Source organism: Ralstonia sp. UBA689, assembly GCF_002298975.1.
In the GTDB taxonomy this organism is placed as follows: Bacteria; Pseudomonadota; Gammaproteobacteria; order Burkholderiales; family Burkholderiaceae; genus Ralstonia.
Window position 1 is genome coordinate 1 of the sequence record NZ_DBMV01000017.1, and the last position, 15,016, is coordinate 15,016.

Consider the following 15,016-nt stretch of genomic DNA (forward strand, 5'->3'; position numbering starts at 1 on the left):
ACCTTAACTGAACGGCATTACGGCCATCGAGGCGGCTTTTCTTTTGTGCCGTTTGGGCGACAAGTGCGCGGAACACTCAGTTGGCGGCCAGCGTCACGTCCACTTCGCACTGCTGGCTGACGTAACGCGAGAGGGCGACATACAGATCATCGCCGCTGCGCGTATCGACCCAACGGCCGTCGTCACGGCGGAAGTGGAAGCCGCCCGCACGCGCCGCCACCCACAACTCCTGCATCGGCGCCTGGCTGTTGATGATGATCTTCGAGCCGTCATCGAATTCGAGTGTCAGCACGTTGCCGTTGCGGCTGAGTTCGATGTCGGCATCAGCCTCGGTGGCAGCAATCTCGACAATGCTTTCGATGCGGTCCAACTCGGCCTCGGCCAGCGCCAGGAACTCCGATTCGCTCAAGGGGGGCATGCTACACTCCAAAATCTTGCATGGATGCTGCGCTACGGCCGTTTCGACCACTCCGGCCCGCTGGCACCACGCCTCATGTGACTCCGATTGCCGCAAGGCTGCAGCCTTGCGGCGCGCTCTCTGCACCATCATCCGATGATACGAACCGCCGCCATTGTAGCCACTGTCGGCCTGACCCTGACGGCCGCAGGTCTATCCGGCTGTGGGATTCGCGGGCCGCTGTATATGCCCAAAGTGCCACCGGCGCCGACCGCGCCGCAGACGGTTGACCCCGGCATCGCCGGCCCAAAGGCCGTGCCGCAACCACCGGTGCCTGGCGCCAAACCAGCCGCCGATGCGGCCAGTTCGGTGCCCGCCAATCGCTGACAATCGGCTGATCCATCCGCTTTGCCCAACCGGCGCCGCCCGCCCAACCAAGGCGGCGCCTCGTTTGCTCCCCATCCGGCTCTCCACTCATGTCCGAATCCCTGATCCGCCAGGCAGGCGCCTTGATGATCGAAGGCGTCGCCCTCGATGCGATTGCCGCGCAGTTCGGCACGCCCACCTACGTCTATTCGCGCGCTGCGCTCACCGCCAGCTATCGTGCCTACGCCGCCGCTTGCGAGGGCCGCAACGCGCAGGTGCAGTACGCCATGAAGGCGAATTCGAACCTGGCTGTGCTGCAGGTGTTCGCGCAACTCGGCGCAGGCTTCGACATCGTCTCGGCCGGCGAGCTCAAGCGCGTGCTGGCTGTCGGTGCGCCGGCGTCGAAGGTCGTGTTTTCGGGCGTGGGCAAGAGCGCCGATGAAATGCGCTTCGCGCTCGAAGCTGGCGTGGCGTGCTTCAACGTGGAGTCGATTCCCGAGCTGCATCGCCTGAACGACGTGGCCGCATCGATGGGTAAGACTGCGCCCGTGTCGCTGCGCGTCAATCCCGACGTGGACGCCAAGACACACCCATATATCTCGACGGGCCTGAAGGGCAACAAGTTTGGCGTGGCCTTCGACGAGGTGCTGCCGACCTATCGCGCCGCTGCCGCCATGCCCAGCCTGCGCGTGGTCGGCATCGACTGCCATATCGGCTCGCAGATCACCGAGGTGTCGCCGTACCTGGATGCGCTGGACAAGGTGCTCGACGTGGTGGCCAAGCTCGATGCCGAGGGCATCCGTCTGTCACACATCGACGTGGGCGGCGGCCTGGGCATCACCTACACGGATGAAACGCCGCCGGACATCACCGCCTTTGCACGCACGCTGCTGGACCGCGTCGAGCAACGCGGCTTCGGTGATCGCACCGTGTTGTTCGAGCCGGGCCGCTCGCTGGTGGGCAATGCCGGCCTGCTGCTCACGCGCGTCGAATACCTCAAGCCCGGCGCGACCAAGAACTTCTGCATCGTCGATGCGGCCATGAACGATCTGGCCCGCCCGGCCATGTACGAGGCATACCACCACATCGTGGCCGTGCGCGAGGGCGAGAGCGCGCCGGTGGTCTACGACGTGGTCGGCCCGGTGTGCGAATCGGGCGACTGGCTCGGCCGCGACCGCTCGCTCGCGGTACAGGCCGGCGACCTGCTGGCGATCCTGTCGGCCGGCGCGTATGGTTTCACGATGAGTTCGAACTACAACACGCGTAGCCGCGCGGCCGAAGTCATCGTCGATGGCAACCAGGTCCACCTCGTGCGCGAACGCGAGTGCTTTGAAGACCTGATTCGCGGCGAACATCTGCTGCCAGCCTAAGCCAGCATCACCCCCCCAAGAAAAAAGCCGCGACGGGTTATCGACACCCGCGCGGCTTTTTCTTTGCGCATCGATTGGCATCAATCGCCCGACGGTATTGCTCCACGCGCCATCACCGTCTGCTGCGATGACCGTGCCGCACGCCACGCCCACCACACGCGCAGCCCCAGCAGCACTGCCATGATGACTGCGTAGATCGACACCTCGGCAAAGTCGTTCTTGCCGGCCTTGTGCCACCAGTAATGCAGGATGCCAAGCACGCCGGTCACGTACACCAGCCGATGCAACCATTGCCAGCGCTTGCCGCCCAGGCGGCGCACCATCGCGTTGGTCGAGGTGGCGGCCAGCGGAATCATCAGCACGAAGGCGGCAAAGCCCACGGTGATGAAGGGCCGTTTGACGATGTCCTTCAGCATCGAGGCCGGGTCGAGCCCGCGATCGACCAGCAGCCAGATCAGGAAGTGGATCGTGCCGTAGAAGAACGTGTACAGCCCCAGCATGCGGCGAATACGGATCAGCCAGTTCATGCCCGTGAGCCGACGCAGTGGCGTGACGGCCAGCGTGCAGCACAGCAGCACCAGCGTCCACGTGCCGGTCGAGCGCGTCACGAACTCCAGCGGATTCGGCCCGAACTGATCGGTCACCCCCAGGAAGACGATGCGCAGGAACGGCACGAGCGCTACCAGCCACACGGCGATCTTCACCATGCGCAGTTGTTTGGGCGACAGCATGGACGGCAAGCTTGTCATGTCGGCCTCAGAAGAACTTGCGCAGATCCATGCCCGTGTAGAGCGAAGCGACCTGGTCGTAGCCGTTGAACATCAGCGTCTTGCGCTTGGGCGCGAACAGACCGCCAAAGCCGCCCTTGTCTTCTCCGATGCGGCGCTCAGTGGCCTGGCTCCAGCGCGGGTGGTCCACGGTCGGGTTCACGTTGGAATAGAAGCCGTATTCGTTGGAGGCCGCAATGTTCCAACTCGTCGGCGGCTGCTTTTCGACAAAGCGGATTCTGACGATGGACTTGGCACTCTTGAAGCCGTACTTCCACGGCACCACCACGCGTACCGGTGCGCCGTTCTGGTTCGGCAGCACTTGGCCGTAGAGGCCGAAGGTGAGCAAGGTGAGCGGATGCATCGCCTCATCCAGACGCAAGCCTTCGCTGTACGGCCACTCCAGCACCGGGCTGCTGACGCCGGGCATCTGGCGCTTGTCCGCCAGCGAGATGAACTGAATGTACTTGGCACTGCCCTGCGGCTCCACGCGGCGGATCAGCTCTGCCAGCGGAAAGCCCACCCACGGGATCACCATCGACCACCCCTCGACGCAGCGCAGGCGGTAGATGCGTTCTTCCATCGGCGCGAGCTTCATCAGATCGTCCAGGTCGTAGGTCTTGGGCGTCTTGACCAGCCCTTCCACGCTGACTTGCCACGGGCGCGGGCGCAGCGTACCGGCATAGCGCGCCGGGTCGGACTTGTCAGTGCCGAACTCGTAGAAGTTGTTATATGAAGTGACTTCCTCGAATGGCGTGGTCTTCTCGACGGTGGTGTAGGCCGGGTTGGGCTTGGCAGCCAGCTTGGCCAGCGGCGCGTTGGCGGCAAAGGCCTCGCGCGACGCCCACGGCGCCAGCGCCACGCCAGCCGCTCCCATGGCGGCAGCGGCCAGCAAACGGCGGCGCTGTTCGAAGATGTGCTGCGGCGTGATCTCGCCGGCGGGGATGTCTTCACCGCGCAGCCAGCGGTCGGTCTTGATCAGCATGATCGGTGGTCCTCATTGTGTGGGAGCCTCACTCCCATGTGCGTTGGTCGCGCCCGCGCCGCCGACCTGACAGCGTGCGGCGAAAAATTTCTGCGGCGCTATTCCTTCTTGGGCACCGATGCGGTGAACTCGCTGTACTGTCGATAGACCGTCTGCGCCACTTCCAGCAACTGGGCCCGCGCCAGCGGCCCGGACACCGCAAACCCGAGCCCATGATCGGCCCAATAGAACGCCATCGGCTGCGGGTGATCGACGGCCGGGCGGATTGCCTGCAGCACGCGGTTGTCCGGCGTCAGCGTTTCCAGGCGGAAGCCGGTGTCACGATTGTTCGGCATGCGCCGCAACTGCACGGAGATGCGCGTGCCGTCCGGCCCCTCGTACATCAGCATGGCTGTGGGTGCATCGGCCACCACGGTCTGGCGCCCGCCGATGAGCCGGTAGCCGAGCGGCGTCAGGTCGGGGATGTGCAGTTGCGCATCGAGCCGCCGCGACAGCCAGGTGACGAGATGAGCCTCCTCGACAGCGGGCACCTCCACCATGTGTTTGGACTCGGGCGAGAAGACGATGTGCGACACCAGCGCATCGTTGGCGAAGCGCTGCATCGGCACGGTGCGCTCCGTGGCACCTCGGCCGAGCCAGCCGGCACCCATGCCGATGGCCAGGCACGCCACACCCAGCGCCAGCGCGCCCCAGCCACGCATCGCGCCGAAACCGGCGGCAGGTGGACGCTGCGCCGCCGCGAGGATGGGCGCCGGAATACGCTGCGCCGGCACTGGCTCGTTCAGTAACGGGTCAAGCGCACGATGCAGCTGCGCATCGACCTTGCGCCAGCCGGCCACTTCGGCTGCGGCGCCCGGGTGCGCAGCAAGATACGCCTCCACGGCTGCGCGGCGCGCGGCGGCCAAACGGCCATCGGCGTAGGCATGGAGTTCGTCGATATGGATGGAATCGGCAGACATGGCCGGCCTCACTTCACACGGTGCAACGGCGTGCCGCCGTCACCGGAAGCACTCGGGGCGGCGGGTGCGGTGGATGCCCCTTCGAGCGCCACGCGCATCCGCTCGCGCGCCCGCGACAGGCGCGACATCACCGTGCCCAGCGGCACACCCAGCACATCGGCTGCCTCCTTGTAAGCGAGTTGCTCCAGGCTGACGAGCAGCAACACGGCGCGCTGGTCTTCGGGCAATGCACCCAGTGCGCGCAGCAGATCCTGGCGCAGGCCCGGGTCGTCATCGACGGGAATCTCGGGCGGTGTGTCGGTGATGTCGATCCGGTCTGGCCGGCGCACGGCGTTCAAGTGCAGGCGGTGCATGATGGTTAGAAGCCAGGCGAATAGCCCGTCGCCCTCACCCGTCGCGCCCAATCGTGGCCGCAACTGGAAGCGCCAGCGATAGCGCCAGGCGCGCTCCAGCGTGTCCTGCACAAGGTCGTCGGCGCGCGTGGCGTCACCGGTCAGGCCGCGTGCGTGGCGGCGCAAACGCGGCGTCAGCGCGATCAGCCGTGCGGCAAGGTCGCTCATGGGCGCGGGCTTGTCGGACGATCAGGCGATTACGGCTTGGCGATGTGCCAGATGTTCAGCATTCCATCGCCGGTCTGGTCGCCGGGCATCTTGTCCTTGCCAAACAGGTAGAGCGGCTTGCCACGATAGGCCCACTGCTTCTTGCCGTCATCGCGGGTGATGATGGTGTAGTCGCCGGAGGGCTTGTCGGCATCGTTGGCGGCCAGCGGCGGCCAGTTGTTGGCGCAGTTGCCGTTACAGGCGCTCTTGCCGGCCATCGTGTCGCGGTCAAACGTGTACAGCGTCATGCCATGCTGGTCGGTGAGCGTGCCATTGGTCACCTTCACCGCCATCGGCGTGGACGACATCCCCATGCCCATGCTGCTGCAGCCGGCAACGCCAAGCGCGGCAAGCGTCACAACACCCGCGGCCAGCGCCACGCGCGCATGGGCCGAAAAGCGATTCAGCAAGGGGGAAGCTGCGGACTGGCTCATCTTGTTCTCCTTGGAATGGAGGGGCGCGCCGATCGCGCCCTCACAGAGCAGTAAACACGCTGGATGCGTCTTTATTCCAGTCCGCTGAAAATTTTGTGACTTAGAGTTCGCCGTAGCTGTGCAGGCCGGAGAGGAACATGTTGACGCCCAGGAACGCAAACGTCGTCACCAGCAGGCCGATCAGCGCCCACCACGCCGCCATGCGCCCGCGCAGGCCCTTCATCAGGCGCATGTGCAGCCACGCGGCGTAGTTCAGCCAGACGATCAGCGCCCAGGTCTCCTTCGGGTCCCAACTCCAGTAGCCGCCCCAGGCGTCGGCTGCCCACAGCGCGCCCAGGATGGTGGCGATCGTGAAGAACGCAAAGCCGACGGTGATGGCCTTGTACATCACATCGTCCAGCACTTCGAGCGACGGCAGGCGATCGACGAGGATGCCATGCTCCTTGAGCAGATAGGCCGCGCCGACCATCGCCGACAAGGCAAAGGTGCCGTAGCCGATGAAGTTGGCCGGCACGTGGATTTTCATCCACCAGCTCTGCAGCGCCGGCACCAGTGGCTGGATCTCCTGCGCGCCGCGCGACACCGTGTACCACAGCAGAAAGCCCACCGCCGCCGACACCACCAGCATCACGAACGGCCCCAGAGCACGCGTCCTGTAGCGCTGCTCGTAGTACAGATAGAACAGCGAGGTGATCAGCGTGAAGAGGATGAACACCTCATACAGGTTCGAGATGGGGATGTGGCCGATGTCCGTGCCCACAAGGTAGGACTCATACCAGCGCACCAGCACGCCGGTCAGGCCCAGCACCACGGCCGCCCAGCACAGCTTGCTGCCGATCGACCCGCCCGCCTCCCAGCGCGCCGCCAGGCCCACCCAGAAGAACAGCGTGGAGAGGAAGATCAGCGCGCTCATCCACAGGATGGCCGACTGGCTGGCGAGGAAATACTTGAGGAAGAAGGCTTGGTTGGCACGGGCCAGGTCCGGACCATTTGCGCCGCTGTACTGCGAAATGGCGAACAGCGACAGGATCGCCAGCCCGATCATCAGCACACGCACCGGCTTCCATGTCCAGCCCAGCCACGCGAAGGCCGGCACGGCGGCGACAAGGATGCCGCGCTCGTAGCCGTCCATGTAGGCGCCGTAACGTGAGAAGGCATAACCGGCACCGGCTGCCAGCAGCGCGGCAAATAGCCAGTCGAACCAGCCCAGCCGGCGGAAATACGACGGCCGCTGCAGCGCACCAAGATCAGCGGCCGCGACGCTCGCCGACGACGATTGGGGGAGATTGGTCGCTTCCATCACCTGCTCACTTCGTTGATTTGGGGTCGGCGTCCGCTGCACTTGCGGCGCCTTGCGCGCCTGGCGCACCAGCGGCGGTGCGCACATCCTGCTTGAGACGCTCGTACTCGCGGTCGAAATCGAGCGTGCGGCGCGTGGTCGACATGGCGGTCAGCACATGTGCGCCGGAGGTGGCGTCGCCGGATTGCGGCCGGATCCACAGCCACCAGCGGCGCTCCCGCACGTAGAACATCGAGAATACGCCCAGCACCAGCAGCAGCGACCCAAGATACACGATGTTCTTGCCCGGCGCACGCGTGAGTTGGAACACGCTGGCCTGCACCTGCTGGAAGTCGGTGAGCTGCAGATACACCGGTGCGCCGTAGAAAAAGCTGTCCGAAATCGAGTTGATGGCGGTCTGCAGCCACTGGCTGCTGGCAGCGTCCACCACGGGCGCCGGCTGGCCGTCCTGCGCGCGGGCCAACTGCCACAGCTCCCACATCGAACTATTGATGATCTTCATCAGCACATCGGCGGCCTTCTCGCGCTCGCCTTCGGGCACGGATTTCTGCAGGAAGGTGGCAACGGCCGCAAAACCGCCCTGCGCATCGGCGGGTGCGTCCTTCAAGTCGGCAGCGCCAGCAAACAGGTCGAGCGCGCGGCGGGCGCTTTCGGTCAACTGGCTGCGCAGCGTGGCCCGGTCGTCGCCGGGCATGGAGAGCAGCGCGAAACGGCGCGCCGCCTCGCCGCGCAACGCCGGGTTCTGCAGCGCGGCGCGCAGGCGCATCCAGTCGTTCACGGTGCCTTGCGCATCGGCGGGGATGCGCAGGTAGCGGAACGGTTCATCAGGCTGCGTGCGCACGCCAGCCAGAAACACCGATTGGCCATCCAGCGTGATCGGCTGCATGTAGTTGCTGAACTCGCGCGCCTGGCCATTGGCATCGCGCAGCTTGTACTGCACGGACGGGCCGACATTGCGCAGGTCGCGGTCGCGCGTCATCTTGGTGACGTTGCCCAGTTCTGCGCGCAGGCCGGTGTCATCGCTGCCCCTCTTGGCAACGCCGCGCGCGTCCTGCTTGCCGGAAGCATCGGTCACCGTTTCGATGTTCATCAGGCGGAAGTCGGTGAACTCGACGGTGTAGTCGGCGCCGTGGCCAGTCAGCTTGGTGTTCTCGCCCACAGTGCCGGCCAGCGCGAAGGTCTTGGCGTCACCCCCTTGCATCGGGAAACCGGTCAGCTTCAGCTTGGAGCCGCCATCTTCGAAGCTCGACTGATAGATCGCCACGCCGTCATACACGAACGGCTTGTTCACTTCGACGCGCGCATCGGTCTGCTTGCCCGTGCGGCGGTCGGTCACGACGATGTCGCTGGCGAACAGCTTGGGCATGCCGGTCGAGTAATGCTCGACGGTGAACTTCTTGAGCGTGATGGAGAACGGCAGATCCTGGATCAGCGCACCATCCGCAATGTTCAGGATCGCCGTGTTGACCGTCGCCCCCTCCGGCACGAAGGCGTTGCCCCGGAATCCCGGGTTGGCGGTGGAGAGCCGATGCTCCGGCCCGATGTCGCTGATGACCGCATTGCCCTTGATGGGCGACTTGCCGCCGAACCACATCTGCGCGCGGATCATCATGTCGCCGTCGAGCAGCCCGCCGATGCAGATGATGACGATGGCCGTATGCGCCAGGATGTAGCCGATCTTGTTGCCCGCGCCTGCCTTGGCGGTAATGAGCGTGGTGGCGCCCTCGCGTGCGAATGCCTTGATGCGGAAGCCGCGATTCTGAGCCAGGGCAGACAGACGGGCGATGACGGTGGCGGCATCTGCCGGCGCGTCGAATTCATCCTTGTGGTGGAACGCGCGCAGACTGCCCTCGCGCACATGCTCGCGCCACGCACGCATGTCGGCCAGCATCTTCGGCGCATTGCGCAGGATGCACAGCGAGGTCGACACCACCAGGAACGTTAGGATCAGCAGGAACCACCACGCGCTGTAGACCGTCGGCAGCGTCAGCGAACGGAACACATCCGCCCAGAACGGCCCGAACTGGTTGACGTAGTTCGGGTACGGCTCGTTCTGCTTGAGCACCGTGCCGATCACGCTGGCGATGGCGATCACCGTCAGCAGGCTGATCGCAAAGCGCATCGACGAGAGCAGCTCGACCGTCTCGCGCAACGCGCGGCGGCGGGAGCGAATCTGGACGCCGGAGGTGGAGACTGAAGACATGCGAGAAAGAAGGCTATTCAGAAACGAAAACAGGGCGGCGATGCCAGGCGCATTGCCACCCTGTTGTTCTTGTTGATTGTGCGGCCGTCATATGACGGCCGGGTGCGGCAGGTTAGCGCAGGCCGGCAACGTAGTCGGCCACGGCCTTGATCTGCTGGGCCGTCATACGGTTGGCCAGATCGTGCATCTGCACGCTGTTCTTGCGGGTGCCGTTCTGGAAAGCCACCAGTTGCGCCTCGGTGTACTCGGCGAACTGGCCGGCAATGCGCGGATACTGCGCCGGAATGCCGGCACCGGTCGGGCCGTGGCAGCCCGCGCAGGCCGCAACACCGCGCTTGGCGTCACCGCCGCGATACAGCTTCTGGCCCAGCTCGATGGTGTCCTTGCTCTTGGCCGAGCCCGGCTTCCAGGCCGCCTGCTTGCCCAGGTAGGCGCCGATGTCCTTCATGTCCTGGTCGGACAGCGCACCGGCGTAGACCGACATGACCGGCTGGTTGCGGTCTGTCTTGGCCTTGAAGTCCTTGAGTTGCTTTTCGATGTATTCGGCGTGCTGACCGGCCAGCTTCGGGTTGACGTTCATCGCGCTGTTGCCGCCAGCACCGTGGCAGCTTGTACAAGCGGGCACGCCATTGGCGGGGATACCGGTGTTGAAGATCGTCTCGCCGCGCGCAGCATCGGCTTTGGTGACTTTCTGTTCTTCGGCGTGGGCCACGGAAAGGGCCGATGCCAGGGACAGCGCTGCGACAGCAAGAACGTTCGCGATGCGGTTCATTCGCACACCTTGTCTAGATTGTTTTCGAATGCTGCGTGCGCCGCCTAATATCGGACCTGCGGCCGGACCCTGCGGCGCCGGGCATCCCCTCTCCTCGGACCAGACCACCGCATGAAAACGGACCGGCCCGGGCCTCGGGGCGGTCCTGCGACGGAACTGGTGGGGACGTCCGTAAACCGGCGTATTGTACAATAACAGCCCTGCAATGCGACCTCGCGGCGCAGCAACCCACGCAGTCTACAAGCATTGCCGCGCATGTCGCTCCTCCATCAAGCCCGTTTCTTTACCACCGTCAATCATCTGCGCGATTTGCCGGCCACCGCCGTGCCCGAAGTCGCGTTTGCGGGACGCTCAAACGCGGGCAAGTCCACCGCGATCAACATCCTGTGCAACCAGAAGCGGCTGGCGTTCTCCAGCAAGACGCCCGGCCGCACGCAGCACATCAACTATTTCTCGGTGATGCCGGCCAAGGCGGAAGACCCGCTCGGCTTCCTGGTCGACCTGCCCGGTTACGGCTATGCCGAAGCACCCGGCGAAACCAAATCGCACTGGGAACACCTGCTGGGCGATTATGTCCAGACCCGCCCCCAACTGGCCGGCCTGGTCATCATGATGGACGCGCGCCGCCCCTTCACCGACCTCGATTGCCAGATGGTCGAGTGGTTCCTGCCGACGGGTAAGCCCATCCATGTTCTGCTCACCAAGGCTGACAAGCTGACCAACAACGATGCCTCGCGCGCATTGATGGCAGCGCGCAAGGTGCTGGCCGATTACCGCACGCAGATCGACGGCGACGTGTCGCTCACGGTGCAGCTTTTCTCCAGCCTCAAGCGCCGCGGCATCGAAGAGGCGCAGCGAATTGTCGCAGGCTGGCTGTGCCTGCCCGAAGCCTCGGAGCCGGCGGCACAGGCCGATCAGGCAAAAAAAACCCCGTCGCCAAACACGCAACGGGGATAACGACCCCATCGAGCCGTCGATGGGAACCCGCGTCAGGGAGGAGCCGCGGGGGATGCTGCACCAGCGTCGCCGGCGCATTGTCCGTGCATAGGATGGATAATCGCGAAGAAAGTTTAGAAACTTCACACTGTGTTCCTAACATGATCGCAAGCTTCCCCGACCACCGCCCGCGCCGCATGCGCCGCGATGATTTCTCCCGCCGCATGATGCGCGAATCGCGCCTGACGGCCGATGACCTGATCTACCCCGTCTTCATTCTGGAAGGCACCAACGTGCGCCAGGCCGTGCCGTCGATGCCCGGCGTCGAGCGTGTCTCGGTCGACCTGCTGCTGGGCGTGGCCGAGCAGTGCGTGCAACTGGGTATTCCAGTGCTGGCACTGTTCCCCGTCATCGAGCCGTCGCTCAAGACGCCGGACGGCATTGAGGCGACCAACCCCGAGGGCCTGATCCCGCACGCAGTAAAGGCGCTCAAGGCACGCTTTCCGGAACTCGGCATCCTGACCGACGTGGCGCTCGATCCGTACACAAGTCACGGCCAGGACGGCGTGCTCGATGCCAACGGCTATGTGCTGAACGAAGAAACGGTCGAGATTCTGACCGCCCAGGCGCTGGTGCAGGCTGCGGCAGGCGTGGACATCGTCGCACCGTCAGACATGATGGACGGCCGCATCGGCGCAATCCGCATGGCGCTGGAGAACGACGACCACATCTACACGCGCATCATGGCCTACGCGGCCAAGTACGCCTCAGCGTTCTACGGCCCCTTCCGTGACGCAGTGGGCTCGGCGGCCAACCTGGGCAAGGGCAACAAGATGACCTACCAGATGGACCCGGCCAACTCGGATGAGGCGCTGCGCGAAGTCGCTCTCGATATCGCCGAGGGTGCCGACATGGTGATGGTCAAGCCCGGCATGCCGTACCTCGACATCGTGCGCCGCGTGAAGGATGAGTTCCGCTTCCCGACCTACGTCTACCAGGTCAGCGGTGAATACGCGATGCTGAAAGCCGCCGCGCAGAACGGCTGGCTGGACCACGACAAGGTCGTGCTGGAATCGCTGCTGGCATTCAAGCGCGCGGGCGCAAATGGCATCCTGACGTATTTCGCGCTGGACGCCGCTCGCTTGCTGCGCAGTTGATCAGGTAGTCGGTTTGCTAGCCTGCGCTGTGCCGAGTGCACGGCGCAGACTCTCCAGGAAAGTATCCGCGCGCTCAAAGCCGACTACACGGGCCCGCACTTCGCTGCCCTGGGCATCGAAGAAGATCGTACCCGGCGGCCCGAACAGGCCAAAACGCTTGAGCAGCGCCTGATCGTCGGTATTGTTGGCGGTCACGTCGGCCTGCAGCAATACCACATCGGCGAGTGCCGCTCGCACCCGCGCATCGGTAAAGGTCAGGCGCTCCATCTCCTTGCAGCTCACGCACCAGTCGGCGTAGAAGTCGAGCATCACCGCGCGGCCGGACGTGCTCGCGTTACGCACTTCGGCGTCGAGTGCGGCAAGGCTCTTCACACGCTTGAACGTCACGCCATGCGCCGCTGCTTGCGCGGAGGCACTCGTCGACGTGCGCACCAAACCACCCAAAGGCTGCAGCGGATCGCGCCCGCCCGCGGCCACGCCCACCAGTTGCGCCGCGCCGGCCAGCGCGAACACCACACCGACCACCTTGCCCAGGCGCGGCAGGTTGCCCGTGCCATCAGGCAGTGAGTCGAACGTGCGCAGGAACACCGCCGCACCAATCAACAATGCGCCCCACGCCGCCATCACCGCCCAGGAGGGCAGCACCGGTTGCACGATCCACAGAGCCACAGCCAGCAGGATAAAGCCGAAGACTGCCTTGGTGACGACCAGCCAATGGCCGGCGCGCGGCAGCAGGTTGCCCGCGCCAACGCCCACCAGCAACAGCGGCACGCCCATCCCCATGGACAGAGCAAACAGCGCTGTCCCGCCGATTACCGCGTTGCCGGTTTGTGCGATATAGGCCAGCGCTCCCGCCAATGGCGCGGTCACGCAGGGCGAAACGATCAGGGCTGACAGCGCGCCCATCACAGCCGCGCCCACGATCTGACCGCCACTCAACCTATTCGAGGCTTGCGTCAAACGGTGATGCCAGGCGGCCGGCAACTGCAGTTCGTACAAACCAAACATCGACAACGACAGCAGCGCGATGAGCAGCGCAAATGCCCCCAGTACCCAGGCGTTCTGCAACGCGGCCTGAAGGCCCTGACCGGCCAACCCGGCCGCCACGCCCAGCGCCGTGTAGACGACGGACATTCCCAGCACATAGGCTACCGACACCAGTGCCGCCCGCATGCGCGTGGCGTGTTCTCCCACCACAATGGCCGAGATGATCGGCAGCATTGGAAGCACGCACGGCGTAAACGTCAGCAGCAAGCCGAAGCCGAAGAACAACGCCGCAATCGCCCCGAGGTTGCCGCTGCCGAGCGTGCTGGCTATGCGGCCGAGCGTATCTCCGGAGTTCACGTTGCCGGGACTCGTTTCGGCGCCACCGCTGGACGCCGCAGCCGGCTCGACCTGGAACCGGCTCTTCATCGGCGGATAGCACAGGCCCTGGTCTGCGCAGCCCTGCGACGTGACGATCAGCGTGAAAGGGGACGCTGCGTTCTGCGTCTTGACGCGGAATGTCAGCTCATGACGGTAGGTCTCGACGTTCTTGTTGAAGGTCTCGTCGAACTTGACCTTGCCCGCCGGCAGTTCGACTGGCGCGAATGTGATGCTCGCCGGCTCCGCTGCCACGGCTAGGCGCTCGCGGTACATGTAGTAGCCGTCGGCGATGCCGAACTTGACCTCAACGGTCTGGCCGTCGACCTGCGTGGCGGAGAAGCGGAACGCCTGCTCCGGCGGCAGGAAATCGTCGTTGGCATGCGCGGGAGCGTGCAGCATCACCACGGCCGTGAGCAGCATCAGCAGTTGCAGTACACGCCGCATAGGCTGGAACGAAGAGGACGTCATATCAACGGCAATCGAACATCAAACAGAAGGCGCGCGGGTCTCGGCGGCAACCCATGCAAGGTAGGCCGGCAGGCCTGCCGCGACAGGCATGGCGGCGATCTCCGGCACCTCGTACGGATGCGCCTTGCGTAACACCGCTTCCAACGCCGGGTATGCTTCGCGCGTGGTCTTGATCAACAGCGGGATCTCGGTCGCGTTCTCGATCGCACCGTTCCACCAGTACGCCGATACGGATGTCGGCAAGCGATTCACGCACGCGGCGGCACGAGATTCCAGCACGACTTTGGTTACGCGGTCGGCGCTGTCGGCATCGGGAAGATTGGTCAGCACCAACAGCACATCGGTTCCAGCAGCCATTGCAACTCCACAAATACGAACAGATGGTCACCAAGGCCTGCAACAGACAACAAAAAAGCCAGGACGTGAATCCTGGCTTCATTGTAATGCGCATCGAAACACGCACTTTCCGGCACATCTGGCGCGACGACGTGTCGCACAAGTCGGCCTCGGCTGACTTTACTCGGCGGCTTCGGCGTCCACGGCCTCGGCAACTTCCGGGCGGTCGAGCAGCTCAACCAGCGCCATCGGCGCATTGTCGCCCTGGCGGAAGCCGAACTTCAGGATGCGGGTGTAGCCGCCCGGACGGGTCGCGAAACGCGGGCCCAGTTCGTTGAACAGCTTGGTGACCATGTCGCGATCGCGCAGGCGGGCGAATGCCAGACGGCGGTTGGCGACGGTGTCCTTCTTAGCCAGCGTGATCAGCGGCTCGACAACCTTGCGCAACTCCTTGGCCTTCGGCAGGGTCGTCTTGATCAGCTCGTGCTGCAGCAGCGAGTTGGACATGTTGCGCAGCATCGCGAGACGGTGCGACGAGGTGCGGTTCAGTTTCCGCAAACCATGACGGTGACGCATGATGATTCCTTCTTAAGAATGTTTGA

The 15,016-nt window shown here is 64.6% G+C and carries 16 protein-coding genes; 4 read left to right on the forward strand and 12 right to left on the reverse strand.

Going from position 1 to position 15,016, the window contains the following annotated elements; translation table 11 throughout:
- Positions 1-76: 76 nt before the first annotated feature.
- Complete coding sequence (gene cyaY, locus B4F51_RS07625; RefSeq protein WP_296224494.1) at positions 77-418, reverse strand: iron donor protein CyaY; 342 nt, start codon at positions 416-418, stop codon at positions 77-79.
- Between the two features lie 135 nt (positions 419-553).
- On the opposite strand from cyaY, the gene lptM reads away from it, so the two are divergent.
- Both lptM and lysA read left to right on the forward strand, forming a co-directional pair.
- Complete coding sequence (lptM, locus tag B4F51_RS07630; RefSeq protein WP_296224495.1) at positions 554-784, forward strand: LPS translocon maturation chaperone LptM; 231 nt, start codon at positions 554-556, stop codon at positions 782-784.
- 89 nt (positions 785-873) lie between these two features.
- Complete coding sequence (gene lysA, locus B4F51_RS07635; RefSeq protein ID WP_296224496.1) at positions 874-2,133, forward strand: diaminopimelate decarboxylase; 1,260 nt, start codon at positions 874-876, stop codon at positions 2,131-2,133.
- An 80-nt stretch (positions 2,134-2,213) separates the two neighbouring features.
- Here the strand turns inward: lysA and msrQ are convergent, their stop codons facing one another.
- From msrQ to B4F51_RS07675, 8 genes are all read right to left on the reverse strand, one after another.
- Positions 2,214-2,882, reverse strand: coding sequence for a protein-methionine-sulfoxide reductase heme-binding subunit MsrQ (gene msrQ / locus B4F51_RS07640; RefSeq protein ID WP_296224497.1), 669 nt, complete (start codon positions 2,880-2,882; stop codon positions 2,214-2,216).
- A gap of 7 nt (positions 2,883-2,889) precedes the next feature.
- Positions 2,890-3,885, reverse strand: coding sequence for a protein-methionine-sulfoxide reductase catalytic subunit MsrP (gene msrP / locus B4F51_RS07645; RefSeq protein WP_296224498.1), 996 nt, complete (start codon positions 3,883-3,885; stop codon positions 2,890-2,892).
- A 98-nt stretch (positions 3,886-3,983) separates the two neighbouring features.
- Positions 3,984-4,844 carry an anti-sigma factor gene (locus tag B4F51_RS07650; RefSeq protein WP_296224499.1) on the reverse strand — a complete coding sequence of 287 codons (861 nt, stop codon included), beginning with the start codon at positions 4,842-4,844 and terminating at the stop codon, positions 3,984-3,986.
- A gap of 8 nt (positions 4,845-4,852) precedes the next feature.
- A complete protein-coding gene (locus B4F51_RS07655; protein WP_296224500.1) occupies positions 4,853-5,404 on the reverse strand; it encodes an RNA polymerase sigma factor in 552 nt (183 codons plus the stop codon).
- A gap of 29 nt (positions 5,405-5,433) precedes the next feature.
- A complete protein-coding gene (locus B4F51_RS07660; RefSeq protein ID WP_296224501.1) occupies positions 5,434-5,877 on the reverse strand; it encodes an ATP-binding protein in 444 nt (147 codons plus the stop codon).
- A 100-nt stretch (positions 5,878-5,977) separates the two neighbouring features.
- The gene (ccsB, locus tag B4F51_RS07665; RefSeq protein WP_296224502.1) at positions 5,978-7,177 is read right to left on the reverse strand and encodes a c-type cytochrome biogenesis protein CcsB; all 1,200 of its coding nucleotides are present in this window, start codon (positions 7,175-7,177) and stop codon (positions 5,978-5,980) included.
- Positions 7,178-7,184: 7 nt separating this feature from the next.
- The gene (locus tag B4F51_RS07670; protein ID WP_296224503.1) at positions 7,185-9,380 is read right to left on the reverse strand and encodes a cytochrome c biogenesis protein ResB; all 2,196 of its coding nucleotides are present in this window, start codon (positions 9,378-9,380) and stop codon (positions 7,185-7,187) included.
- A gap of 112 nt (positions 9,381-9,492) precedes the next feature.
- Positions 9,493-10,152, reverse strand: a complete 660-nt coding sequence (locus B4F51_RS07675; RefSeq protein ID WP_296224504.1) for a c-type cytochrome — start codon at positions 10,150-10,152, stop codon at positions 9,493-9,495.
- A 255-nt stretch (positions 10,153-10,407) separates the two neighbouring features.
- On the opposite strand from B4F51_RS07675, the gene yihA reads away from it, so the two are divergent.
- The gene (gene yihA / locus B4F51_RS07680) at positions 10,408-11,109 is read left to right on the forward strand and encodes a ribosome biogenesis GTP-binding protein YihA/YsxC (protein WP_296224506.1); all 702 of its coding nucleotides are present in this window, start codon (positions 10,408-10,410) and stop codon (positions 11,107-11,109) included.
- Positions 11,110-11,249: 140 nt separating this feature from the next.
- Entirely contained in the window at positions 11,250-12,245 is a 996-nt protein-coding gene (gene hemB, locus B4F51_RS07685) for a porphobilinogen synthase (protein WP_414706711.1), read from the forward strand.
- On the opposite strand, the gene dsbD is transcribed toward hemB, so the two are convergent.
- The 3 genes from dsbD to rplQ all read right to left on the reverse strand — a co-directional run bounded on the left by dsbD (position 12,246) and on the right by rplQ (position 14,990).
- A complete protein-coding gene (dsbD, locus tag B4F51_RS07690) occupies positions 12,246-14,078 on the reverse strand; it encodes a protein-disulfide reductase DsbD (RefSeq protein WP_296224508.1) in 1,833 nt (610 codons plus the stop codon).
- 18 nt (positions 14,079-14,096) lie between these two features.
- Positions 14,097-14,435, reverse strand: coding sequence for a divalent-cation tolerance protein CutA (gene cutA, locus B4F51_RS07695; protein WP_296224509.1), 339 nt, complete (start codon positions 14,433-14,435; stop codon positions 14,097-14,099).
- Positions 14,436-14,594: 159 nt separating this feature from the next.
- Positions 14,595-14,990 carry a 50S ribosomal protein L17 gene (gene rplQ, locus B4F51_RS07700; protein WP_296224510.1) on the reverse strand — a complete coding sequence of 132 codons (396 nt, stop codon included), beginning with the start codon at positions 14,988-14,990 and terminating at the stop codon, positions 14,595-14,597.
- Between the last annotated feature and the right edge of the window lie 26 nt (positions 14,991-15,016).